The following is a 22,104-nucleotide window of genomic DNA, read 5'->3' on the forward strand; positions in this document are numbered from 1 at the left end:
CATGTCCCTACAATCCAGGCTGATCGAGCCGCCGCTGGCCGAGGGCCCGCAGGCGAGCTTCGCCGCGCAGTTGAAAGGTTGGCAGGCGCGGATCGAACACGAGCTGTCGGCCCGGCTGCCTTCGATCGACGTTCAGCCGAGCCGCTTGCACGAAGCGATTCGTTACAGCGTGTTGGGCGGCGGCAAGCGCGTGCGTCCCACCCTCGTGTATGCGACGGGCGCGGCGCTCGGTATCCCGGAATCGAATCTCGACGCCGCCGCGTGCGCGGTCGAGTTGATTCACGCTTATTCCCTCGTGCACGACGACCTGCCCGCCATGGACAACGACGATCTGCGTCGTGGCCGGCCGACCTGTCACAAAGCGTTCGATGAAGCCACCGCCATTCTGGTCGGCGACTCGCTGCAAGTCCTGGCGTTCGAGTTGCTGGCGAGCGACGCGGGCGCGCCGGCGGATCCAGCGGTGCGACTGAAGCTGGTGCAACTGCTGGCAGTCGCCAGCGGCACCAACGGCATGGCCGGCGGCCAGGCGCTCGACCTCGCCGCCATCGGCCGCAAGCTGTCGGTGGCCGATGTCGAAGAGATGCACGTTCGCAAAACCGGCGCACTGATTCATGCCGCTGTGATGATGGCGGCCGCCTGCGCCCCGCATCTGTCCGAAACGATCTGGCGCGCGCTCGAGGACTATGCCCGCGCCATCGGTCTTGCGTTTCAGATTCAGGACGATCTGCTGGATGTCGAGGGCGATGTTGCCGTCATCGGCAAGGCCACGGGCGCGGATCGCGCGCTCGACAAGCCGACCTATCCTTCGGTCGCAGGTGTGGAAACGTCGCGTCAGCGGATGCAGGAGCTGCATGCGCGCGCATTGGCCGCTTTGGAAGTGTCCGGTTTGCAGGCTGCACCGCTCGCTGCCATGTCGGATTGGCTGGTCCTACGGAAGTATTGAGCACCATCTTGAGCGCCACGATTCATCCGCCGCTCGCCCCAACTGCGCCATCAATCGCCTGCCTGGTTTCCTGTAGACTGCGCCGGTCATGAACCCCGCCACGCCTCATCCGTTGCTGGCTGCGATCGGCTCACCGGCCGACCTGCGCAAGCTTCCCGCAAGCGATCTGACGCAGGTCGCCGCGGAGCTTCGCCAATATCTCATCGAGACCGTGAGTCAGATGGGCGGGCACTTCGCCGCCGGACTCGGCACGGTGGAGCTCACCGTAGCGCTGCATTATGTCTTCGATACGCCGCACGATCGGCTGGTCTGGGACGTGGGCCATCAGGCGTACCCGCACAAGGTGCTCACCGGCCGTCGCGATCGTCTGCATACCATCAAACAGAAGGATGGTCTTGCGCCCTTCCCCACTCGCGCCGAAAGCGAGTACGACACGTTCGGCGTCGGTCATTCCAGCACCTCGATCGCCGCCGCGCTGGGCATGGCGATCGGCGCGGCCGCGAAGCACGAACAACGCCGCGTGGTCGCCGTCATCGGCGACGGTGCGATCAGCGCGGGCATGGCGTTCGAGGCGTTGAATCATGCCGGCAGCCTCGATGTGGACATGCTGGTCATCCTGAACGACAACGACATGTCCATCTCGGAAAACGTCGGCGCGTTCTCGAATTACTTCGCGCGCGTGCTTTCGGGAAAGTTGTATGCAACGTTGCGTGAAGGCAGCAAGAAAGTGCTGAGCCGCATGCCGACGGTGTGGGAGCTGGCGCGTCGCTCCGAAGAGCACATGAAAGGCATGGTGCTGCCGGGCACGATCTTCGAAGAGCTGGGCTTCAACTACATCGGTCCCATCGACGGTCACGACGTGAACGCGCTGGTCGCCACGCTCAAGAATCTGCGCGATCTGAGAGGCCCGCAGTTCCTGCACGTGATCACGCGCAAGGGCAAGGGCTATGCGCCCGCCGAAGCCGATCCGATCAAGTGGCACGGCCCGGGGCCGTTCGATCCCAAGAGCGGCGTGATCTTCAAAGAGAAGGCCAGCGGCCCGAGCTACTCGCAGGTGTTCGGCCAATGGATGTGCGACATGGCGGCGGCCGATCCCAAAGTGGTCGCGATCACGCCGGCCATGCGCGAAGGCTCGGGGCTGGTCGAATATTCCAAACGTTTCGCGGCTCGTTACTTCGACGTCGCCATCGCCGAACAACATGCCGTGACCTTGGCAGCCGGCATGGCGTGCGAAGGGTTGCGGCCGGTGGTCGCGATCTACTCGACGTTCCTGCAGCGGGCCTACGATCAATTGATTCACGACGTGGCGATTCAGAATCTGCCGGTCACCTTCGCCATCGATCGCGCCGGCCTGGTCGGCGGCGACGGCGCCACTCACCAGGGCAGTTACGATCTGTCGTTCCTGCGCTGTATCCCGAACCTGATCGTCATGGCCCCGGCGGATGAGAACGAATGCCGCCAGATGCTGTACACCGCCGTGCAGTCCAACCTGCCGGCCGCCGTGCGTTATCCGCGCGGCCAGGGCCCGGGTGCGACGATCGAATCCACCATGCGCGCGCTGCCCATCGGCAAAGCTCAGGTGCGGCGTGAGGGCCGCAGCGGGCTCGCCATCTTCGCGATCGGTGCGATGGTTCCGTTCTGCGAACGGATCGCGGAGAAGCTCGACGCGACGCTGGTGAATCTGCGCTTCATCAAGCCGCTGGACGAAGAGCTGATCGTGCGCCTGGCTGCCAATCACCGCGCCCTCGTCACGGTCGAGGAAAACGTCGTGGCCGGCGGCGCCGGCTCGGCCATCACCGAGTGCCTGGCCGCACATGGTCACATCCCGCCCACTTTGAATCTGGGCATCCCGGACCGCTTCATCGAGCACGGCTCGCGCGAGGACTGCCTGGCGGCCGCCGGGCTGGATCTGGCGTCGCTGGAAACGGCGATCACGCGCTTCTGGCAGGGCGAGAAGCGCCTCGCCGTCGGCGGCTGAGCGTCAACCATTCATTTTGGGCATTTCAGTAATTCCAGGGCGGGGGAACGGCCTCCGGCGCCCTTGATCTATACTGGCCCCGACCTAATCGATGGCCAGCATAGGCCGGAGCTCCGGCCCGGTCCGGAAATTCTGTATGTCGACACTGCCCAAAAGCGTCCTGCCCCCGCCACCGACCTCCATCGAGGACGTCCAGGCCCGCGCCGACTCGCGCCGCATCCCGATCAACAAGGTCGGCATCAAGGACGTGTATCACCCGGTGCGGGTGAAGGACCGCTCCAGCGGCGAGCAGCACACCATTGCGAACTTCAACATGTACGTGGCCCTGCCCCACAACTTCAAGGGCACCCACATGTCGCGCTTCGTCGAGCTGCTCCATGGGAACGAGCGGGAGATTTCGGTCGAGTCGTTTCGCGACATCCTGGTACAGATGACCGAGAAGCTGAACGCGCAGACCGGTCACATCGAGATGGAGTTTCCGTTCTTTGTGATGAAGAAGGCACCGGTGTCGGGCGTGGAGAGCCTGATGAATTATCAGGCCTCGTTGATCGGCGAGCTCCACAACGGCAAATCGGAGCTGTGGCTCAAGGTCGTCGTGGCGGCCACCAGCCTGTGCCCCTGCTCCAAGGACATCTCCAAGTACGGCGCGCACAACCAGCGCTCGCATATCACCATCAAGGCCAAGGTCGATGGGCATATGTTTCTGGAAGAGCTCATCGATATCGCCGAAGCCGAAGCCTCCTGCGAGGTGTTCGGCATCCTCAAACGCGCGGACGAGAAGTTCGTTACCGAGCGTGCTTACGAGAATCCCAAGTTCGTCGAAGACATCGTTCGCGATGTCGCCGTGCGGATGAACAACGAGGAGCGTGTGCGGGCGTATGTAGTGGAAGCCGAGAATTTCGAGTCCATTCACAATCACTCGGCGTATGCGTTGATCGAAAAGGACAAGGACGAAGTCGTCGGACTGTAGGTCTGGCCAGCCTCGGCTGCTGCCGCAAACGTGAGACTGACTATGGCGGCAGTTCTGGCTCCAGTTCGGCGGCCAATGCCCTCGCTCCGAGCCTTTCGACGCCGACAACTCGTAACGCCGCATCGATGAGCGCCCATCCTTCCGGCGTATCTAAAGCATGCGACCGGACCTCTCGGAAGCATCCGCTGGCATGGGGTGGGCGATAGAAAACATACGTGCTCTGAGCACCGATCTGTCGCGAGAACCACCGCAGCCCCATCGCCTCTGCCCACGTCGCTCGCAATATCCTGGCCTCGGCATGTGTCTCCGGGTAGCGCGGTTCCGGAACGATCGCGAGTTCCTGCCACTGCGTGTGACGCGCGCAATCGCTAGTCAGCTTACGGAAATGCGGCGAGCGTAGGTCCAGAATCTTGGTCGCTTGGGTGACTTCCAGCTCGACGATCGATCTTTTGTTGAGCACATCCGGATCGATGTGCTGCGGCTGACTATCTTCAATGACTAGATTACGCAGCACCGCCTCCCATAGTGCACAAGCCGAGGAGTCTCCCGCATAGAACATCGCGCAATCCGGCGGTGGCGGCGTGGCAAATCGATTCTTCGACTTCGGGTTGAATTCGACCGACCCGTAGCTTTGAGGGTAGACATGCCAGAGCTTGGTCCCCTTGGGCAATATGCTGTAGGAATCGGGCCCTCCCTTGCTACCAGCGCTCATCGTCGATCACGAAATCGCTGCGCGCCGCCTCGATGACGGCAGTTGGTTGGTCCTGAAAAATATCCGCGGGCCGCCGGTTTTGCAGCCGCGCATGTTTCTGAAACAGCCAGAACACCTGCCGCCAGCCACTTCGGTCCTTCGGCAACACCTCCAGTAACGGTTCGACCTCCGGCATCAGTCGCCCGGTGTGCCGATCGAACTGAAACTGCGGATGCAGATATTCACGACCGTTCCACGCGCCCAGCAGCAGCTTATCGCGCCGTAGTCGGCTCGCCGTGTTGTTGACCCCCTGAGCATTTGGATCGTGGCCCTGCTGCACATGGACCTCAGGGGCATTGAACCACTTCTCATCGGCGAGCAGTTGGTCGCGACGCTCACGCGCGAGTTGCAACTGCCTGTCGTCGTCGGATCCCGGCGGCGGCCGTTGGGCGGACATGTCCGGCCCCGCTAGCTGCTCCAGAAGATCCAATGCCTCCCGGAGCTGCTTCTCGAACGATACTTTCTGATCGGAAACAAACATTGTCCGCGCATCGCCCGTTTCGATGAGCATCGGTTCGATGAGCATCAGCTTGGGTTTGACTGGATTTCGGGCGGTCGCCTGCTCGGCGTAACTGCCGTACTCGCCGAGAAAGGCGCTCGAGTCGTGAAAGCGCTGAATGACGAAGGATCTCTTGGAGCTCTTACCGACCTGTTCGTTCAACAATTGCAGACAGGCTTCCTTCAGTATTTCGCCCTTCTGCGCCAACCGTGTCCGGACATTTCTCTGCCGCTTAGTGGGGCCGATCACGATGAGAGTGCGGGCTTGCGTCGCTATCTCGGCGGCCTGCTGCACATGGGTTACCGGCCGCACCGCCGGGGGCGACCCGAACTGCAAGGCGATACCACTGATTTGCTGGCTCATCTGAAAGTCCTCCTGGATATCCAGGATATCCGTGCTATCGGGACTATACGCCCGATCAAGGGCTCGGGACTGAGGCGCAGCGCTCGCTTTGTGGAAGATCGTCGGTTTTTCTCGGATTTTCAGAGGCTTATTTGTACGCATATTCCGCAGGGGCCGCGAATCTAATGGGCTGCAGCCGCGCTGGCATTAATGCAGCGCACGAGCAGGAACCAGCGTGCTCGGAAGGACCCGCGTTGCGGGGCTGAGGGTTTTGTTTTTGCATCGTGTTCCGATCTCTCGACCGGCGCCAGCGCGATCCGCGACGATCGAACCGACGGAATATATATTTTCAAGCGAACATATAGCTCACGATGCACGGCCTGCAAAGCCGTGAACATCCCATAGTCTGCCGCAGCAAAGCCGATATCCAACCAAGGTGGAAGCGGCTCGGCCGCAGCGAGGCTGGAAGTTTGCAGTCGTCGCGGACACGACCACGACGGTGGCAACGATGATGTCGTGCTAAAGCGGCGGGGTCGTGCGCGCCAGGTTCCTGGAGCCGAGGCTTGAGCGATATCAGCTGGCGCTTTGCAAGCGGCTGATCAGGCTGCGGAGGAACACCTTGTTGAAGCGCAGCTGGCAGGCCGCCGAGCTCTGTTCCAACAGAGTCGAGCTCACCTTCATCAATGTGACACCGGTGAGCGCCTTGATTGTCGCCAACCGCTTGGCGCCGCGAACGTAGCTGGTCTCGCCGAAGCAGTCGCCCGCCTCGAGCTGGCCGACGTTGTTGCCACTACGCATGACCGCGACAGTGCCGGAGACGATGACGTAGAAGCGGTCGTCCATCTCGCCTTCCTTGACGATCTCCTCGCCTTGCTCGTAGTCCTGCCAGGTGCTCGCGCGCAGCACCTCCAGGATCTCCGACTGGGAGAAGTCGTGGAAGAACTTCAGCGTGCGCAGGATGGAGAACTGTTCCTGGCGATCCAGCTTGGAGGTGCCATCACGCAGCGCCTGATGCACGCGCGTCAGATCGGCCGCAAGCTCCAGACCGTTGCGATAACGTTTGGCCGGATCCTTCTGCAGCGCCTTGGCCACCGAAGTTTCGAGCACTTCGGGAATGTCCGGCCGCAGCGAGTGAATCGGTTGCGCCGTGGCGTAAACGATCTGATGCAGCAGCTTGGACAGATTGCCGCCGCGGAACGGGCGGAAGCCGGTCAGCATTTCATACAACACGGCGCCGAGCGAATACAGATCGGACCGGTTGGTGATCTCGAGCGACTGCACCTGCTCGGGCGACATGTACGACGGGCTGCCCGCGATGCCCTCGATGCGAGAGATATCCGAGTCAGCGACCAGCGCGATGCCGAAATCGATGATGCGCACGTCGTTGGCCTGCGTGAGCATGATATTCGACGGCTTGATGTCGCGATGAATGACGCCGCGGCTGTGCGCGTAGTGCAACGCCTTGGCGCACTTGTACATGATCTCCACCACGTCATCGACGGGCAGCAGATTGTCCGGCTTGCAGTAAGCGGACAGCGTGCGCGCGCCGTGCACGTGCTCGGTCACGATGTAGTAGTGACCATTCTCTTCACCTGCATCGAAGATGGGCAGGATGTTCGGATGCTGCAGCATGCCGACCATGTGCGCTTCCGAAAGAAACATTTTGCGCGTGACACGCTGACGGTCTTCGTCGTGCGACTCGAGGTTGTAGACCTTGATGGCGACGTCGCGACGGTAGTAAGGATCGTGGGACAGGTAGACGACGCCGGTGCTGCCGCGACCGACCTCTTTGACGATGACATATTTCCCGATCTTTTCGGGAATGCGCTGTTCGCGTGTGGCGCCGCGCTGTGCCATCAGACCGCCCATCTCACTGCTCGGGCTCACTACTGGCTCACTCAAGTGTTTGGTCGCACACTCGCCGTGAGGCGTGCGTGCACTAGAGGATGTACCGTATACCGAGCAGGATCGCTGCCGCGAAAATGCCCGCAATAATGTCATCAAGCATAATTCCCAGCCCGCCGGGGAGACTGTGATCAGCCTCCCGGATCGGCCAGGGCTTCCAGATGTCGAGCAAGCGGAACAAGGCGAAGCCTGCCAGCACCACGTAGAGTGTGCTCGGTGCGCCGGCGGAACTCAGCGGAACCCCCAACATGGTGACGGCGAAGCCGGCAATCTCGTCCCACACGATGCCAGGATGATCGTGCACGCCCAGCCGGCGCGCGCTCTCGCCGCAAACGTAGATTCCGAAAAGCGATGCGACGATGGCGAAACCCAGATGCGCGGCAAAGCCGAACTGCATCACAAATAACGTGATTGGAATTGCGATCAGGGTCCCGAATGTGCCCGGCGCCCATGGGCTCAGGCCGGCGCCGAAGCCGAATGCCAGCAGATGAATGGGATCGCGCATCAGGGCGGGATCGGCGGACCACTTCATGCGTCAGCTGCCCGCCTCGCCAGTGTTGAAATGATCGTAGCCGGCGCGTCTGATCCTGAACGGCTGAGCATCACGCAGGCATTGCACGCTCGGCTCGCCTCCGGTCATGACGCCAATTTGCGTCACTCGCTGCTGCAACTGCAGCTCACTCAGCACCGCGGCGGCTCGATCGGCAGGCAATGTGAACAACAACTCATAATCGTCGCCGCCCGCCAGCGCGTACTGCAGACCGTCATCGGCTTCGAACAACTCACGCATCGCGGCGGATTCAGGCAAGGCATCCACGTTCAGCTGCGCGCCGCAGCCACTGGCGGCGCAAAGTTTCCTCAGATCGGTCACCAGGCCGTCGGAAACATCCATGGCCGCCGTCGCGACAGTTCGCAGCTGCCGGCCCAACTCGATGCGGGGGCGCGGCCGCAGAAAACGATGTTTCAAGAACGCCGCCGCCTCGCCGCCCAACATGCTCCGCTGAATCACAGCGAGCCCCGCGGCCGCTTCGCCAGGAATGCCAGAAACAAATAACAGATCGCCCGGCTTCGCGCCTGAACGAGTCAGCCATGCATCCGCTTCGACCCAGCCAGCGACTTGCACGGTGACCACCAAAGGACCGCGCACTGTGTCTCCGCCGACCAAGGCGACGTTGTATTCGTCTGCAAGCTCGAACAGGCCGCTGGCGAAGCCGCTCAGCCATTGTTCATTCGCGCGTGGCAGCGAAAGAGACAACGTCATCCATGCGGGCTCCGCGCCCATGGCGGCGAGGTCGCTGAGATTGACTGCGACGGCGCGATAGCCGATGTCGGTCGCATCCGAATCGGCCAGAAAGTGAACACCTTCGACGATGGTGTCCATGGCCACCACGAGCTTGCGACCGGCCTGAGTGTCGAGCACGGCGGCGTCGTCCCCGACGCCGAGCAACACATCGCCACGCGCGCTCTGGCGAGCGAAGTAGCGGGCGATGATGTCGAATTCTCCGAGACTCATATTCGAAGAGTAGCTGCGATTCGCGTCCGTGTCCCTCGCCGCCCGCTGCTCTCGTGCGAGGGATTACTGCCGCTCGGCGGCCCGGATTTCGCGCGCGGCGCGATCCAGCACGGCGTTGATGTATTTGTGAGCGTCGGTGGCGCCAAAGCGCTTGCACAGATCGACGCCTTCGTTGATCACGACGCGATAGGGAATATCGAGGCGATGCTGCAGCTCGTACATGCCGATCATCAGAATCGCGGACTCGACCGGATCGAGCTGCTCGAGTGGCCGATCTACGAACGGCGTCAGGGCGCCGGTGATGGCCGCATTGCGCCCGATACATTGGGTGACCAGCTCGACGAAATGATCTTCGTCGACGCCCGCCGAATCCTCGCTTTCCAGGTACTGCCGCTTGATCTCGACCGCCTCCTGCTGGGTCAGCTGCCATTGATACAACGCCTGCATGGCCAGCTTGCGAGCCAGCGAACGGGCGCGCGAGCCGGTGCCACGAGCGATGAGTTTGGGAGCTTCGTCGGTCATCAAGCTTCGATCTTGCGCAGCAGGTTGGCGAGCTCGATGGCGGTGACCGCCGCGTCCGCGCCCTTGTTGCCGGCCTTGGTGCCGGCGCGCTCGACCGCCTGCTCGATGGTGTCGGTGGTCAGCACGCCGAAGGACACCGGAATGCCCGTGTCGTTGGCCACTCGAGCGAGACCGCCGGCGCATTCGCCTGCGACGTAGTCGAAGTGCGCCGTCGCGCCTTTGATCACCGCGCCCAGCGCGATGATGGCGTCAAAACGCTTGCTCAGCGCCAGCCTGCGGGCCACCACTGGCAAGTCGAATGCGCCCGGCGCACGCACGATTTCGATCTGCTTGTCGCTGGCGCCATGGCGGCGCAGCGAATCGACCGCCCCTTTCACCAGCTGATCGACGATGAACTCATTGAAGCGCGAGGCCAGGATGGCGAAGCGCAGCTCGCGACATTGCAGGTCGCCTTCGAGAGTCTTGATGGATTCCATGGGGAGATGGATGGGCGGCAATGGTCGGGTGGCACAGTATACCAGCACGAGGGGACATCCCCCATGGCCGGCGCGCGAGGACGCCCTGCTCCGAGAAGTCAATCTGCCCTGTTTGCGAGGAAAAAAATAGAGAAATTCAATTCCCCCTCCCGTTCACGGGAGGGGGTTAGGGGGTGGGTCTTCCTGGCATCTCAAGCTCACCCGTCGACGTATTCGACGACTTCCAGGTCGAAACCCGACAGTCCATGCATGTGCTTGGGCGCCGACAACACCCGCATCCGGCTCACGCCCAGGTCTCGCAGGATCTGCGCTCCGATACCGTAGGTCCGCAGCACCTCCGGTCCGACATGGCGCGGCGTATGCGCCGTCTCCGGCTGGCTGATGGCAGCCACCGCTTCCATCAGGTCCCGCGGCGTTTCATCGGGGCGCAGGATGACGATCACGCCGTTGCCTTCCTTCGAGACGCGAGCCATGGCCGAGCGCAGCGGCCAGCCGAGCGCCGGCTCATGGATGCCCACGACATCGCCCAGCGTGTTCTTCAGATGCACGCGAACCAGCGGCGGCTTGCCGGGATCCAACTGGCCCGCCACCAGCGCCAGGTGCACGGTGCGATTGACGTGATCCTCGTAGCAATACATGCGGAATGCGCCGAACTCCGTCTGCACCTGCTGCTCGGAGATGCGCTCCACCGAGCGCTCCTTCTCCAGCCGATAGCGAATCAGGTCGGCGATGGTGCCGATCTTGAGCCCATGCTGCTGAGCGAACTTTTCCAGATCGGGCCGGCGCGCCATGGTGCCGTCGTCGTTCAAGATCTCGACGATGGCGGCGGCCGGCTCGCAACCGGCGAGGCGCGTCAGATCGCAACCGGCTTCGGTGTGACCCGCACGGGTCAGCACCCCACCCGCCTGCGCCATCACAGGAAAGATGTGGCCCGGTTGGCGCAGATCTTCCGGCTTCGCATCACGACGCACGGCGGCGCGAATCGTCGCCGCTCGGTCGTGCGCCGAGATGCCAGTCGTCACGCCCTCGGCGGCTTCGATGGACAACGTGAAATTGGTGCGATGGTCGGCGTGCGTTTCGCTCACCATCAACGGCAGGCGCAGTTGTTTGCAACGATCGCGCGTCAAGGTGAGACAGATCAGGCCGCGTGCATAGCGGACCATGAAATTCACATCCTCGGGCCGGACGAACTCGCCCGCCATCACCAGGTCGCCTTCGTTCTCCCGATCTTCATCGTCCATGATGATGACCATTTTGCCGGCGCGAATGTCGGCCAGGATCTCATCGATAGTATTCAGCTTCATGCGGGTCTCGAATCTCAAACCGGAGCGTTCAGTCGTTCCAGATAGCGCGCGATGATATCCACTTCCAGATTCACGCGCGTGCCGGCGCGATATTCGTTCAGCGTGGTGACTTCGAGCGTGTGCGGAATCAAATTCACAGAGAAGCGCGCGCCTTCGACGTCGTTCACCGTCAGGCTGACGCCGTCGATGCAGACGGAGCCCTTGCGCGCAATGTAACGAGCGAGCGGCACGGGCGCTTCGAACTGCACTCGAATGGAACGTGCATCGTTGACACGATCGACGACGCTTGCGATGCCGTCGACGTGGCCAGTGACATAGTGGCCGCCTAGCGGCTGGCCGGCGCACAGCGCCTTTTCCAGGTTGAGTCGCTGGCCGGCGGCCCACTGGCCCAGCGTCGTCACGTTCAATGTTTCCAAGGAAGCGTCGGCGGCGAAGGCGTCGCCTTCGATGCGCGTCACGGTCAGGCAGCAACCGCTGCAGCTGATGCTGTCGCCGATGGCGACCGACTTCAGATCCAGACCGGGTGCGCCGATCAGTAACTCGACATCGCCCCCGCGTGGCGTGACCGCCCGCACTTCGCCGACAGACTGGACTATTCCGGTGAACATCTTTTGATGTGACTGATGACTGGTGACTGATGACTGGTCAGAGACAACGGCGTAGAACCAATCGCGCCTCAGCGCCGATCCGGTCGATGGACTGGATTGTATAACGTTGTGCTTGATTCAGCGCTGCTAGCGGCGGAAGCGTCGCCATGGCGCGCGCGTCCGGGCCGAGCAGCATGGGAGCAATGTAGGCAATGATCTCGTCGGCGAGGCCGAGCTGCAGAACTCGGCCGACCAGCGTGGGGCCAGCCTCGACCAGCACGTCGTTGCACATCCGCCGCCCCAGTTCTCGCAGCACGAAATCCAGATCGATGCGGCCGAACGGATCCAGCTCGGCCGTGATCACTTGCGCGCCGGCCCGGCGCAATTCGTCCGCAGCGGCATCAACCTTCGCAGAGGACGACGCCTGCCCGGCGTCCTCTGAATCTTTCTTTGCAGACGCCAATTCGGCATCGCCGGTGGGTACGGAATTTTCGCTCGCAGAGGACGACGCCTGCCCGCCCGCGGCGGCCGAAGCATCGGTGCGTGGGCCCGTGCCCGCGCCGGTGAAGATCAATGTTTCTCCGGGCAGCTTCAACATGGCCGCACTCGGCGGCATACGCAGCTTGGTGTCGAGCACGACGCGCATCGGCTGACGGCCGAGCATATCGATGGACGGATCGCGCACATTCAACTGCGGATCATCGGCGAGCACCGTATCCACGCCCGTCAAAACCGCGCTCATTCGCGAGCGCAGCCGCTGCACATCCGCCCGCGCGGCCGCACCAGTGATCCATTTACTTTCGCCGCTGGCGAGTGCGATGCGACCATCCAGACTGATCGCGGATTTCACAACGAGCCGCGGCAGGCCGGTGATCATTCTTTTCTCGAAGCCGAGATTCAGCTCGCGCGCCGCCTCTTCCAGCAAGCCGACCTGCACTTCGATGCCAGCAGCCTCCAATTGACGCACGCCATCGCCGCTCACCTTCGGGTTCGCATCGAGCACGCCGATGACCACGCGGCGCACGCCGGCGCGAATCAGCGCATCGGTGCACGGCGGCGTCTTGCCATGAAACGAATGAGGTTCGAGCGTGACATACGCGGTCGCGCCTCGAGCCGCAGCCCCTGCGGCCTGCAAAGCCAGCGGCTCCGCATGCAACTCGCCTGCTTTGCGATGCCAGCCCTCACCGACGATGCGCTCGCCTTGAGTCACGATACAGCCAACGCAGGGATTGGGCGGCGTGGTGTGACGACCGAGCGAGGCGAGCTCGATCGCCCGCTGCATCATTCGCTCGTCGAAACTCGAAAACATGACTATTTCTTCTTGTCGCCGCCCGTCCAGAGCGGCAACTGACCTTCGGTATCGCGCACTCGTGCGCGCATGCGCTCGATCTCTTCCCGAAACGCTTCCACGTCCTGGAAGCTGCGATACACCGAGGCGAAACGCACGTACGCCACTTCATCCAGCGAGTGCAGCTCTTCCATTGCCATCTCGCCGATCATGCGAGCCGGCACTTCGCGCTCGCCGAGCGCGCGCAACTTGTGACAGATATGCGCGACGGCGGCATCCAGCCCCTCGCTCGCCACCGGCCGTTTTTCCAGCGCCTTGAGCAGGCTGTTGCGCAGCTTCTGCTCATCGAACGGCTCCCGGCTGGCGTCGCTCTTGATGATGCGAGGCATGACCAGCTCGGCGGTCTCGAAGGTGGTGAAGCGCTCGCCGCACTCCAGACATTCGCGGCGGCGGCGAATCTGCTGCCCTTCGCCCGCCAGCCGCGAATCGATCACCTTGGTTTCCTCGTGATTGCAAAACGGACAATGCATAGGCTGCCGAAGAAACCCGTCGTTCCTTGTTACTTCGCCTGCGCGTACACCGGGAACTTACGGCAGATCTCCTCCACCTTGGCCCGCGTCCTGTTGACCGCGGCCTCGCTGCCGTTCTCATCCAGGATGTCCGCAATCCAGTTCGCCACTTCGGTCATCTCCGCTTCCTTGAAGCCGCGCGTGGTCGACGCCGGCGTGCCGATGCGCAAACCGCTGGTCACAAACGGCGAACGCGGATCGTTCGGCACCGCGTTCTTGTTCACCGTGATGTGAGCACGCCCCAGCGCCGCGTCCGCATCCTTGCCCGTGATGTCACGCCCGATCAGATCCAGCAGGAACAAGTGATTGTCGGTGCCGCCAGACACGACCTTGTAGTTGCGCTTGATGAACGCGGCAGCCATGGCGCGCGCATTCGCGACCACCTGCTTCTGGTACTCCACGAAGTCCGGCTGCAACGCTTCGAGCAGCGCCACCGCCTTGGCGGCGATCACGTGCATCAGCGGGCCTCCCTGCGTGCCCGGGAACACGAGGGAGTTGAGCTTCTTCTGAACCTCTTCGTTTTCGCGCGCGAGGATCAGACCACCACGCGGACCGCGCAGCGTCTTGTGAGTGGTCGTCGTCGTCACGTCCGCAATCTGCACCGGGTTCGGATAGACGCCGGCCGCGACCAGGCCAGCGACGTGCGCCATGTCGACCAGGAAGTAAGCGCCGACGCTGTCGGCGATCTTGCGGAAACGTTCCCAATCGACAACGCGCGAGTACGCGGAGAAGCCGGCGACGATCAGCTTGGGCCGATGCTCGTTGGCGAGGCGCTCGACCTGCTCGTAGTCGATTTCACCCGTCGCGGGGTTCAAGCCGTACTGCACGGCTTTGAACAGCTTGCCCGAGAAATTCACCTTGGCGCCGTGGGTCAGGTGCCCGCCATGATCCAGGCTCATGCCGAGGATGGTGTCGCCGGCGTTGATCAGCGCCAGATACGCGGCGGCGTTGGCCTGCGAGCCGGAGTGCGGCTGCACGTTGGCGTAAGCGGCGCCGAACAGTTTCTTGGCCCGATCGATGGCCAGCTGCTCGGCCACGTCGACGTATTCGCAGCCACCGTAGTAGCGCTTGCCCGGATAGCCCTCGGCGTATTTGTTGGTCAGCACCGAGCCTTGCGCTTCGAGCACCCGAGGGCTGGCGTAGTTCTCGGAAGCGATCAGCTCGATGTGGGCTTCCTGGCGGCGGCGCTCGGAGTCCAGGGCAGCCTGCAATTCCGGGTCGAAGCCGGCGATGGTGGCGTTGGCGGGGAACATGGATACCTCGGCAGTGGGGGCGCCGATTGTACGGGAAACCGGCTGTGCTAGCCGAGGCAGCTGCACTGGAAACGAGCAGCCACGGGCATTTGCAAAGCCCGGGGAGTCAGCGGGCCGCGATTTCCCCGACGGATCCCTGCTGCGCTTGGCTGTCCAGGAATGCGCCGACGACGCCAGTCCACGCCCGAGCCAGGTTCTGGCGGTTGTAGCCACCGCCGCCCATCCCGACCACACGGCCGTGGCCGAGTTCGTCGGCGATCACGCACAAGCGGGCGGCGGCATGGGCGTGCGCCGCTTCGGTAAATCGCAAATGGGTGATGGGATCGCCCGCCAGACTGTCCGCGCCACACTGGAGCAGGATGAATTCGGGCTTGCCCGCCAGCAGATATTCCTCGACGCGGGCCCAGGCCAGGTGGAATTCATCGTCTTCCGCCCCGGGCGCCAGCGGGATATTGAGCTTGGTGCCGCGGGCCGGCCCTGCTCCGGTCTCCTCGGCCCGACCCGTGCCCGGATACAGATATCGGCCATCCTCATGCAGGTCGGCGAACAGCAGGTCCGGGTCGTCCTCGAAGGCATAGAACACGCCGTCGCCATGGTGAGCGTCGATATCGACATAAGCGATGCGTTTGAGCTGGTGCTTGCGTCGCAGGTAATGAACCGCGACACCGCAATCGTTGAAGACACAGAACCCCGCGGCTCGCTCGGGAGCGGCATGGTGCAGACCGCCGATGGGAATGAAGGCGCGCCGCGCCGTGCCGGCCATGACCGCCTCGACCGCGGTCAAGGTGCCGCCCACGACATGGCTGGCTGCCTCGTAGACGCCGCGAAATGCCGGCGTGTCGCCTGCGTCCAGATAGCCGTGACCCGTCACTGAACGCTCACGAACCAGGTCCACATAGGCCGCGAGATGGAACCATTCCAGTTCTTCGCGAGTGGCTGGACGCGCACTGGCCCGAAGCACTCGCCCATCCATGCCGCGCTTGTGCAACTCGCGCATGAACGCTTCGTGCCGATCGGTCCCAAACGGGTGTCCGTCGCCAAAACCATAGCGCGCGATTTCGTCCCCCGACACGAGCAGGACACGACAGGTGGGGTCGTTCACGGCGGAAGCACCCGGGCGGCGGACATCGGATCCTGCGAGGAATGTTTGGTAAGGCTCACTGTACCCGGAAATTCGCTGCGAGATCCACACCGGCGTCACTACGCAGCGCGGCGAGCTGGCCCGTTTACTTGCGAGGCGGCTTGGTTCGTTTGATCGCGGCCTGCATCAGCACGATCATGGTGATGGGCGCGGTGAACACCATGAACACCGTGATCAGCAGTTCATGAATGACGGGCCGATGCGCCAGGGCCGAGGCGATCAGCATCGAAGCCAGCAACACGCAGCCCACGCCGAGACTGTTGCCCATCGAAACGCTGTGGATGCGCATGAAGAAATTGGGCAGGCGCAGCAGGCCGATCGAACCGATCAACGTGAGCAATCCGCCAACGATCAGCAGTACGGCGGCGGGCAAGGCTGCCCACAACGGAAGCTCCGGCATCATGGCTCGATGACCTCGCCTCGATATAGAAACATCGCCAGCGACGCCGAGCCGACGAAGCCGAACAACGCGATCAGCATGGCGACTTCGAAGTGCACGCTGGACGTCCAGCGCACCCCGAACAGCAGCAGCGTGAGCATGCCGTTGATATAAAGCGTATCGAATGCGAGCACGCGGTCCTGCGCGGTCGGACCTCGCATGATGGCGATGGCAGCATTAACCATCGCCACCGCGAAACACAGCTGCGCGAACCACACCGCCGCGTTCACCATGGTGCTCATTCGGAGCGCTCCCCTTCGAAGATCTGGATGAGTGGCCGCTCGTAACGGGTTTTGATGGTTCGGATCCACGCGTCCGGATCCTGCAGATCGAGCACGTGCAATCTCAGCATCGAGGAGTCCTTGGCCAGGCCCGACCAGACGGTGCCGGGGGTGGCCGTCAGGATCATGGCCAGCACCGACAGGCCGTGCGGGTCGCGCAGGTCCAGCGGGATGTCCAGAAACTCGGACTTCACGGTGCGCCCGCCGGTCAAGCCGAGCACGACCCGGCCCACGGCGATGTTCGACTTGATGATGTCGATCAGCACCATGAGCGCCAGCCGGATCGCAACGTGCCAGCGCTTGGGGCGCGGCCGCACCGGGCGCAGTTTCTGAAACGACAGCACCATGCCGAAGCCCACCGCCAGGCCCAGCAGGATGTGACCCGGCGACAGCGACTCGGTGAGCACCAGCCACAGCACCGCAAGTCCCAATGGAAACAACACCGGGATGCGCATCATAGCGACGCCTCCTCGGCCGGAATCACTGCGCGGATATATGCATCGGGCTGATGCAGCCAGTCCGCCGCGAGATCCAGATATTCCATGATGGGACCGGCGACCACCGTCATGGTCACGCACAGCAGGACCAGAAACGCGACCGGCGCGGCTTCGATGATTCGCAGCCTCGGGGTGATGCGACCGCTGAACCAGAAGGAGCGGATACCGCGACTCGTCAGAGCGACCAAGCCGGCGAAGCCGGTGGCCAGCAAGGACACGATCAGCAGCCATGCGTCCAGCGACGACTCATCCATCGCCGGGCCGAGCAACACCGAGACCAGCGAGAACTTGGCGAGGAAGCCCACCAGCGGCGGCAGACCGGTCGTGAGAATCACGCAGATGACGAATGCCATGCCTAGAAACGCAAGCGCCGCTGGAATGGCAACACCGACTTCCTCCAGCTCATTCTCGGCGAGCTCGGCTTCCTGAGGGTCACCGGCCATGAAAGCGCTGTAGGTCGTGGGCTGCGGCGCCATTGTTTCCACGCCACCGTTGACGCGCAGCCTCTCGGTCATGCCCGCGATCAGAAAGAAAGCAGTGCCGGCGGGCACCGACGCGATGAGATACAGCAGCGCCGGCGCAACCGCCGAAGTGATGCCCAACGCGAACACCGAGAGCAAGGTGCCGGAGGAGACGATCACGTAGAACGCCACCAGTCGGCTCAGCTGCCGGGCCGCGAGCATGCCGACGATACCGAACCACATGGTGGCCACCGTGCCATAGAACAGCCATGGCCCGGAGAACGGCGCGGGCGCTTCGGGCTGTGACAACAAGGAGCCCAAGCGCAACATCGCGTACACACCCACCTTGGTCAGGATGGCAAACATCGCCGCGGCCGGCGGGCTGGCTGCGGTATATGTCGACGGCAACCAGAAGTTGAGCGGCCAGATGCCCGCCTTGATGAGAAAGGCGACGCCGAGCACGCCCACGCCGGCTTCGAACACGGTGCGATCCGCCGGCGGCAACTCGGCCCAACGCGCGCCGAGATCGGCCAGGTTCAACGTGCCTGCCGCGCCATACATCAAGGCCACGCCGATCAGGAAGATCAGCGACGATGTGAGATTCACCGCCACGTAATGCAAGCCGGCCTTGACGCGCACCGCATTCGAACCGTGCATCAGCAGACCATACGAGGCGGCCAGCAGGATCTCGAAGAACACGAACAGGTTGAACAGATCGCCGGTGAGAAAGGCGCCGTTCAGTCCCATCAACAGGAACTGCAGCATCGAGTGATAGTGCACGCCGACCCGATCCCAACGCGCCAGAGAATAAACATGGACTGGCAGGGCGATGGCCGCGCCCAGCGCCAACATCAGCGCCGACAGCCGGTCGACCACCAGCACGATGCCGAACGGCGCGACCCAGCCGCCGAGCACGTAGACCTCCACCCCATGCTCGAGCAGCCCTGGCTGAGGCACGACCAGGCGATAGAGCATGTAGGCCGCGACCGCGACCTGCCCCAAGGTCGAGAACAATGCGATCGATGGACGCAGCACCGTCCGGGACTGCGGCATGAACAACAGCAGCGAACCGGCCACCAGCGGCAGGATGATGGGCAGAACCGGCAGATGCTCCAGCCAGTTCATTCCTTCTTCTCCACGCCGTCGACGTGATCGGTGCCGGTGAAGCCGCGCGAGGCGATCAACATCACCAGGAACAGCGCGGTGGTCGCGAAGCCGATGACGATGGCGGTCAGCACCAGCGCCTGCGGGATCGGATCGTCATAGCGCGACGCATCGAACGCCGCGGTCGGATCGATCAACGGCGGCCGGTTCAGCGTCAGACGTCCCATCGCGAAAATAAACAAGTTGGTGGCGTAAGACAGCAGCGCCAGGCCCAGAATCACCTGGAAGGTACGCGGGCGCAGCACCAGCCACACGCCGCAGGCGCAAAAGATGCCGATGGCCAGAGCGTAGATCAGCTCCATCAGCGAACCATCCTGATACTGGTCATCTGTTCGGCCTCCGCCATGCGTCGATAGCTGCGCAACGACTGGTGCGCCAACGCAATCAGCATCAAGGTGGTGGTTCCCACCACCAGCATGTAAACGCCCAAATCGAAGATCAGCACGGTGGACAGATGCAGCTTGCCGAGCACCGGCAAGCTCGGCTCCCACTCCAGCGCCGACAGGAACGGTTGCGCAGCGAACCAGGCCAGCATTCCAGCGCCCGCCGCGCACAGCAAGCCGCCGCCTATCCAATACAGCGGATGAATGCGCATGCGCGACTCGACCCACAACGTCCCGTTCACCAGGTATTGCACGATGAAGCCAGTGGCCATCACCAGCCCGCCGACGAAGCCGCCGCCCGGCTCGTTATGCCCGCGCAGCAGGAAGTACACCGAGACCACGCCCGCCATCGGCAGGACCAAACGTCCCAGCACTGCGGGCGCGAGCATCGCTCCGGTGGGCAGAGCTGCGCTCGGATCGCTTGGCTCGCGGGCCCCGTCGCGCTTCTCCGAAGATGTGGTCATGACTTCGGGGGCGGGTCGGAATCGCCGTAATAGCTTGTAGATGGTCAACGCGACGATGCCGAGCACTGTGATCTCGCCGAATGTATCGAAGCCGCGGAAGTCCACCAGAATGACATTGACGATGTTCTGTCCGCCGCCGCCCGGCAACGCGTTGGCCACGATGAAATCCTTGATGCCAGGTCCGGCCGGACGCATGAGCACGGCATAGGCCAGCGTCGCAAGCCCCGCGCCCGCGAGGATGGCCAGTGTGGCGTCACGAACGCGGCGAGCGCGCGCACGCGGACGATTTCGATTCTGCAACTCCAGCGGCAGACGCTTGGGCATCCAGCGCAGCCCCAGCAGCAGCAGCACCGTCGTCACCACTTCCACGCTCACCTGGGTGAGCGCCAGATCCGGCGCCGAGAACCAGGCAAACGTCAGCGATGTGACCAGCCCCGCGCAGCCGACCATGATCAGCGCGGCCAGGCGATGAAACTTCGCCTGCAATGCTGCACCGATGGCGCACGCCGAGCCCACCAGCCACATCAAGGCGAACGCGACATCGATTCGAGTCCAGCCGCCGCGCAAATCGAACTGCAGGCGACCGACGGTGGCCACCGTGGCAGCCGATATCACAGAGACGACGATCAAGGCGAGTTGGGTTTGCAGTCGCGTCGAGGAGATCGTCCGCACCACCAGGGTGGCCGCACGGACCAGCGAGATGTGCGAGACGTGGAAAGCGCGCTTGCCGTCGAAGCGACGGAACACCGGCGTCAACGCGCCGATCGGATGCCCCTTGCGCGTCAGCCAGAAATAAATGGTCAGACCGCCGATGAACGCCGCCGCGCTCATCAGCAACGGCGTATTCAAGCCGTGCCACACGGCGAGGCTGTAGGTCGGCATGCGCTCGGCGCCAAGGATCGAACGAGTCGCATGATCGAGCATCGGCCCCACGGTTCGCCCGGGCAGCGTGCCGACCAACAGACACAGCAACACCAGCGTGGCGCTCGGCAGCAGCATGAGGCGCGTTGGCTCATGCGGCTCGCGCGGCATTTCGCCCGGCGATCCGAAAAACACCTGACGGATGAAGCGGGCCGAGTACGCGACGCTGAACATGCCGGCCACCGTGGCGGTAGCCGGCAAGGCGATACGCACCCAGAGCGCTTCGCCAGCGAAAATGGTCTCGGCGAAGAACATCTCCTTGGACAGGAAGCCGTTCAGCAGCGGCACACCCGCCATGGCCGCGGCGGCGACCATCGCCAGGGTCGCGGTGATCGGCATGGCCTGATACAAACCGCCCAGTCGCTGCAGGTCGCGAGTGCCGGTCTCGTGGTCCACGATGCCGGCGGCCATGAACAGCGAGGCCTTGAACGTGGCGTGATTGAACATGTGGAACACGGCCGCCACCAGCGCGAGCGGGCTGTTCATGCCCAACAGCAGCGTGATCAATCCAAGGTGACTGATGGTGGAGTAAGCGAGCACTCCCTTCATATCGCGCTGGAAGGTTGCCGCGTAGGCGCCGAGCAGCAGGGAGGCGAGGCCCGCGCTACAGACGATGGCGAACCACAGATCGCCGCCGGAGAGCACCGGCCACAGACGCGCCAACAGGAACACGCCGGCCTTGACCATGGTCGCCGAGTGCAGGTAGGCGGACACCGGCGTCGGCGCCGCCATGGCGCGCGGAAGCCAGAAGTGAAATGGAAACTGCGCGCTCTTGGTGAATGCGGCGAGCAGCACCAGCACGATGATGGCGGGGTAAAGCGCGTGCTCGTGAATGGTCTGCGTCGCCGCGACCACCTCGTCCAACTCATATCCGCCCGCGATATGACCGAGCATCAGCACGGCCGCGAGCAAACATGTGCCGCCCGCCGCGGTCACCGTCAACGCCATGCGCGCCCCGGCACGCGCATCGGGGCGGTGATACCAATACGCAATGAGCACGAATGAAGTGAAGCTGGTCAGCTCCCAGAACACCACCAGCTGAATCAGATTGCCCGACAGCACCACCCCGAGCATCGAGCCCATGAACGCCAGCAGGAACGCGAAGAAGCGCGGTACGGGATCGGCCGGCGACATGTAATAGCGCGCATAGACCACCACCAGCGCGCCGATCACCGTCACCATCATGGCGAACATCCATGAGAAGCCGTCGAGTCTCAGCCCGAAGGTGAGACCGAACTGCGGCAACCAGTCGACCGCGACCCGCACCACGCGACCGTCGGCCACGTCGGGGTACTTGGTCGCCAGCAAGCTCGCGCAGGCAATCGCGATCGCAGCCGCGAGCCACGCCTCCAGATTACGGGCGTTGGCTCGAAGCAGCGCCGCGCCCAGTGCGCCGACGAATGGAAGTAACAGGATGAGATAGAGCGCCATCAGGCGCACAGATACATGATCG

At 63.3% G+C, this 22,104-nt stretch carries 22 protein-coding genes; 3 read left to right on the forward strand and 19 right to left on the reverse strand.

Going from position 1 to position 22,104, the window contains the following annotated elements:
* Position 1: 1 nt before the first annotated feature.
* The 3 genes from JM946_RS20025 (at position 2) to folE2 (ending at position 3,891) form a co-directional block, all read left to right on the forward strand.
* The gene (locus JM946_RS20025) at positions 2-943 is read left to right on the forward strand and encodes a polyprenyl synthetase family protein (RefSeq protein ID WP_203169135.1); all 942 of its coding nucleotides are present in this window, start codon (positions 2-4) and stop codon (positions 941-943) included.
* A gap of 88 nt (positions 944-1,031) precedes the next feature.
* Positions 1,032-2,921, forward strand: a complete 1,890-nt coding sequence (dxs, locus tag JM946_RS20030; protein WP_203169136.1) for a 1-deoxy-D-xylulose-5-phosphate synthase — start codon at positions 1,032-1,034, stop codon at positions 2,919-2,921.
* A 136-nt stretch (positions 2,922-3,057) separates the two neighbouring features.
* Entirely contained in the window at positions 3,058-3,891 is an 834-nt protein-coding gene (folE2, locus tag JM946_RS20035) for a GTP cyclohydrolase FolE2 (protein WP_203169137.1), read from the forward strand.
* 40 nt (positions 3,892-3,931) lie between these two features.
* On the opposite strand, the gene JM946_RS20040 is transcribed toward folE2, so the two are convergent.
* From JM946_RS20040 to JM946_RS20130, 19 genes are all read right to left on the reverse strand, one after another.
* Positions 3,932-4,603, reverse strand: coding sequence for an RES family NAD+ phosphorylase (locus JM946_RS20040; RefSeq protein ID WP_203169138.1), 672 nt, complete (start codon positions 4,601-4,603; stop codon positions 3,932-3,934).
* Positions 4,590-5,504, reverse strand: coding sequence for a hypothetical protein (locus JM946_RS20045; RefSeq protein WP_203169139.1), 915 nt, complete (start codon positions 5,502-5,504; stop codon positions 4,590-4,592). Before JM946_RS20045 ends, JM946_RS20040 begins: the two co-directional genes overlap by 14 nt.
* Positions 5,505-6,056: 552 nt before the next feature.
* Positions 6,057-7,370, reverse strand: a complete 1,314-nt coding sequence (locus JM946_RS20050) for a protein kinase domain-containing protein (protein WP_203169140.1) — start codon at positions 7,368-7,370, stop codon at positions 6,057-6,059.
* A gap of 52 nt (positions 7,371-7,422) precedes the next feature.
* Complete coding sequence (locus JM946_RS20055) at positions 7,423-7,920, reverse strand: phosphatidylglycerophosphatase A family protein (RefSeq protein ID WP_203169141.1); 498 nt, start codon at positions 7,918-7,920, stop codon at positions 7,423-7,425.
* A gap of 3 nt (positions 7,921-7,923) precedes the next feature.
* Positions 7,924-8,901, reverse strand: coding sequence for a thiamine-phosphate kinase (gene thiL / locus JM946_RS20060; RefSeq protein WP_203169142.1), 978 nt, complete (start codon positions 8,899-8,901; stop codon positions 7,924-7,926).
* Between the two features lie 63 nt (positions 8,902-8,964).
* On the reverse strand, positions 8,965-9,423 hold the full coding sequence (gene nusB / locus JM946_RS20065) for a transcription antitermination factor NusB (RefSeq protein WP_203169143.1): 459 nt from the start codon (positions 9,421-9,423) through the stop codon (positions 8,965-8,967).
* On the reverse strand, positions 9,423-9,899 hold the full coding sequence (gene ribH, locus JM946_RS20070; RefSeq protein WP_203169144.1) for a 6,7-dimethyl-8-ribityllumazine synthase: 477 nt from the start codon (positions 9,897-9,899) through the stop codon (positions 9,423-9,425). Before ribH ends, nusB begins: the two co-directional genes overlap by 1 nt.
* Positions 9,900-10,096: 197 nt before the next feature.
* Complete coding sequence (gene ribBA, locus JM946_RS20075; protein ID WP_203169145.1) at positions 10,097-11,203, reverse strand: bifunctional 3,4-dihydroxy-2-butanone-4-phosphate synthase/GTP cyclohydrolase II; 1,107 nt, start codon at positions 11,201-11,203, stop codon at positions 10,097-10,099.
* 14 nt (positions 11,204-11,217) lie between these two features.
* Entirely contained in the window at positions 11,218-11,811 is a 594-nt protein-coding gene (locus JM946_RS20080; protein WP_203169146.1) for a riboflavin synthase, read from the reverse strand.
* Between the two features lie 37 nt (positions 11,812-11,848).
* Positions 11,849-13,099, reverse strand: a complete 1,251-nt coding sequence (ribD, locus tag JM946_RS20085; RefSeq protein ID WP_203169147.1) for a bifunctional diaminohydroxyphosphoribosylaminopyrimidine deaminase/5-amino-6-(5-phosphoribosylamino)uracil reductase RibD — start codon at positions 13,097-13,099, stop codon at positions 11,849-11,851.
* A 2-nt stretch (positions 13,100-13,101) separates the two neighbouring features.
* Positions 13,102-13,608: a transcriptional regulator NrdR gene (gene nrdR / locus JM946_RS20090; protein WP_203169148.1), complete on the reverse strand. Its 507-nt coding sequence runs from the start codon at positions 13,606-13,608 to the stop codon at positions 13,102-13,104.
* A 29-nt stretch (positions 13,609-13,637) separates the two neighbouring features.
* Positions 13,638-14,900, reverse strand: a complete 1,263-nt coding sequence (glyA, locus tag JM946_RS20095; protein WP_203169149.1) for a serine hydroxymethyltransferase — start codon at positions 14,898-14,900, stop codon at positions 13,638-13,640.
* Positions 14,901-15,006: 106 nt separating this feature from the next.
* Positions 15,007-16,002: an arginase family protein gene (locus JM946_RS20100; protein ID WP_203169150.1), complete on the reverse strand. Its 996-nt coding sequence runs from the start codon at positions 16,000-16,002 to the stop codon at positions 15,007-15,009.
* A 124-nt stretch (positions 16,003-16,126) separates the two neighbouring features.
* The gene (gene mnhG / locus JM946_RS20105; RefSeq protein ID WP_203169151.1) at positions 16,127-16,444 is read right to left on the reverse strand and encodes a monovalent cation/H(+) antiporter subunit G; all 318 of its coding nucleotides are present in this window, start codon (positions 16,442-16,444) and stop codon (positions 16,127-16,129) included.
* Positions 16,441-16,722, reverse strand: a complete 282-nt coding sequence (locus JM946_RS20110; protein WP_203169152.1) for a K+/H+ antiporter subunit F — start codon at positions 16,720-16,722, stop codon at positions 16,441-16,443. The genes mnhG and JM946_RS20110 overlap by 4 nt, the downstream gene beginning before the upstream one ends.
* The gene (locus JM946_RS20115; protein ID WP_203169153.1) at positions 16,719-17,219 is read right to left on the reverse strand and encodes a Na+/H+ antiporter subunit E; all 501 of its coding nucleotides are present in this window, start codon (positions 17,217-17,219) and stop codon (positions 16,719-16,721) included. The genes JM946_RS20110 and JM946_RS20115 overlap by 4 nt, the downstream gene beginning before the upstream one ends.
* The gene (locus JM946_RS20120) at positions 17,216-18,844 is read right to left on the reverse strand and encodes a monovalent cation/H+ antiporter subunit D (protein ID WP_203169154.1); all 1,629 of its coding nucleotides are present in this window, start codon (positions 18,842-18,844) and stop codon (positions 17,216-17,218) included. The genes JM946_RS20115 and JM946_RS20120 overlap by 4 nt, the downstream gene beginning before the upstream one ends.
* The gene (locus JM946_RS20125) at positions 18,841-19,185 is read right to left on the reverse strand and encodes a Na+/H+ antiporter subunit C (RefSeq protein ID WP_203169155.1); all 345 of its coding nucleotides are present in this window, start codon (positions 19,183-19,185) and stop codon (positions 18,841-18,843) included. The genes JM946_RS20120 and JM946_RS20125 overlap by 4 nt, the downstream gene beginning before the upstream one ends.
* Positions 19,185-22,082: a monovalent cation/H+ antiporter subunit A gene (locus JM946_RS20130; protein WP_203169156.1), complete on the reverse strand. Its 2,898-nt coding sequence runs from the start codon at positions 22,080-22,082 to the stop codon at positions 19,185-19,187. Before JM946_RS20130 ends, JM946_RS20125 begins: the two co-directional genes overlap by 1 nt.
* Positions 22,083-22,104: the final 22 nt, after the last annotated feature.

It is taken from the genome of Steroidobacter gossypii, assembly GCF_016801985.1.
In the GTDB taxonomy this organism is placed as follows: Bacteria; Pseudomonadota; Gammaproteobacteria; order Steroidobacterales; family Steroidobacteraceae; genus Steroidobacter; species Steroidobacter gossypii.

What these genes read in the sequence shown, in the direction of transcription:
- nusB (WP_203169143.1), bottom strand. Translation starts at nt 9,423, where the DNA reads ATGACCGACGAAGCTCCCAAACTCATCGCTCGTGGCACCGGCTCGCGC.
- folE2 (WP_203169137.1), top strand. Translation starts at nt 3,058, where the DNA reads ATGTCGACACTGCCCAAAAGCGTCCTGCCCCCGCCACCGACCTCCATC.
- JM946_RS20125 (WP_203169155.1), bottom strand. Translation starts at nt 19,185, where the DNA reads ATGGAGCTGATCTACGCTCTGGCCATCGGCATCTTTTGCGCCTGCGGC.
- ribBA (WP_203169145.1), bottom strand. Translation starts at nt 11,203, where the DNA reads ATGAAGCTGAATACTATCGATGAGATCCTGGCCGACATTCGCGCCGGC.
- JM946_RS20115 (WP_203169153.1), bottom strand. Translation starts at nt 17,219, where the DNA reads ATGATGCGCATCCCGGTGTTGTTTCCATTGGGACTTGCGGTGCTGTGG.
- JM946_RS20040 (WP_203169138.1), bottom strand. Translation starts at nt 4,603, where the DNA reads ATGAGCGCTGGTAGCAAGGGAGGGCCCGATTCCTACAGCATATTGCCC.
- ribH (WP_203169144.1), bottom strand. Translation starts at nt 9,899, where the DNA reads ATGGAATCCATCAAGACTCTCGAAGGCGACCTGCAATGTCGCGAGCTG.
- nrdR (WP_203169148.1), bottom strand. Translation starts at nt 13,608, where the DNA reads ATGCATTGTCCGTTTTGCAATCACGAGGAAACCAAGGTGATCGATTCG.
- JM946_RS20080 (WP_203169146.1), bottom strand. Translation starts at nt 11,811, where the DNA reads ATGTTCACCGGAATAGTCCAGTCTGTCGGCGAAGTGCGGGCGGTCACG.
- JM946_RS20025 (WP_203169135.1), top strand. Translation starts at nt 2, where the DNA reads ATGTCCCTACAATCCAGGCTGATCGAGCCGCCGCTGGCCGAGGGCCCG.
- JM946_RS20130 (WP_203169156.1), bottom strand. Translation starts at nt 22,082, where the DNA reads ATGGCGCTCTATCTCATCCTGTTACTTCCATTCGTCGGCGCACTGGGC.
- ribD (WP_203169147.1), bottom strand. Translation starts at nt 13,099, where the DNA reads ATGTTTTCGAGTTTCGACGAGCGAATGATGCAGCGGGCGATCGAGCTC.
- JM946_RS20055 (WP_203169141.1), bottom strand. Translation starts at nt 7,920, where the DNA reads ATGAAGTGGTCCGCCGATCCCGCCCTGATGCGCGATCCCATTCATCTG.
- dxs (WP_203169136.1), top strand. Translation starts at nt 1,032, where the DNA reads ATGAACCCCGCCACGCCTCATCCGTTGCTGGCTGCGATCGGCTCACCG.
- thiL (WP_203169142.1), bottom strand. Translation starts at nt 8,901, where the DNA reads ATGAGTCTCGGAGAATTCGACATCATCGCCCGCTACTTCGCTCGCCAG.
- mnhG (WP_203169151.1), bottom strand. Translation starts at nt 16,444, where the DNA reads ATGATGCCGGAGCTTCCGTTGTGGGCAGCCTTGCCCGCCGCCGTACTG.
- glyA (WP_203169149.1), bottom strand. Translation starts at nt 14,900, where the DNA reads ATGTTCCCCGCCAACGCCACCATCGCCGGCTTCGACCCGGAATTGCAG.
- JM946_RS20110 (WP_203169152.1), bottom strand. Translation starts at nt 16,722, where the DNA reads ATGAGCACCATGGTGAACGCGGCGGTGTGGTTCGCGCAGCTGTGTTTC.
- JM946_RS20120 (WP_203169154.1), bottom strand. Translation starts at nt 18,844, where the DNA reads ATGAACTGGCTGGAGCATCTGCCGGTTCTGCCCATCATCCTGCCGCTG.
- JM946_RS20045 (WP_203169139.1), bottom strand. Translation starts at nt 5,504, where the DNA reads ATGAGCCAGCAAATCAGTGGTATCGCCTTGCAGTTCGGGTCGCCCCCG.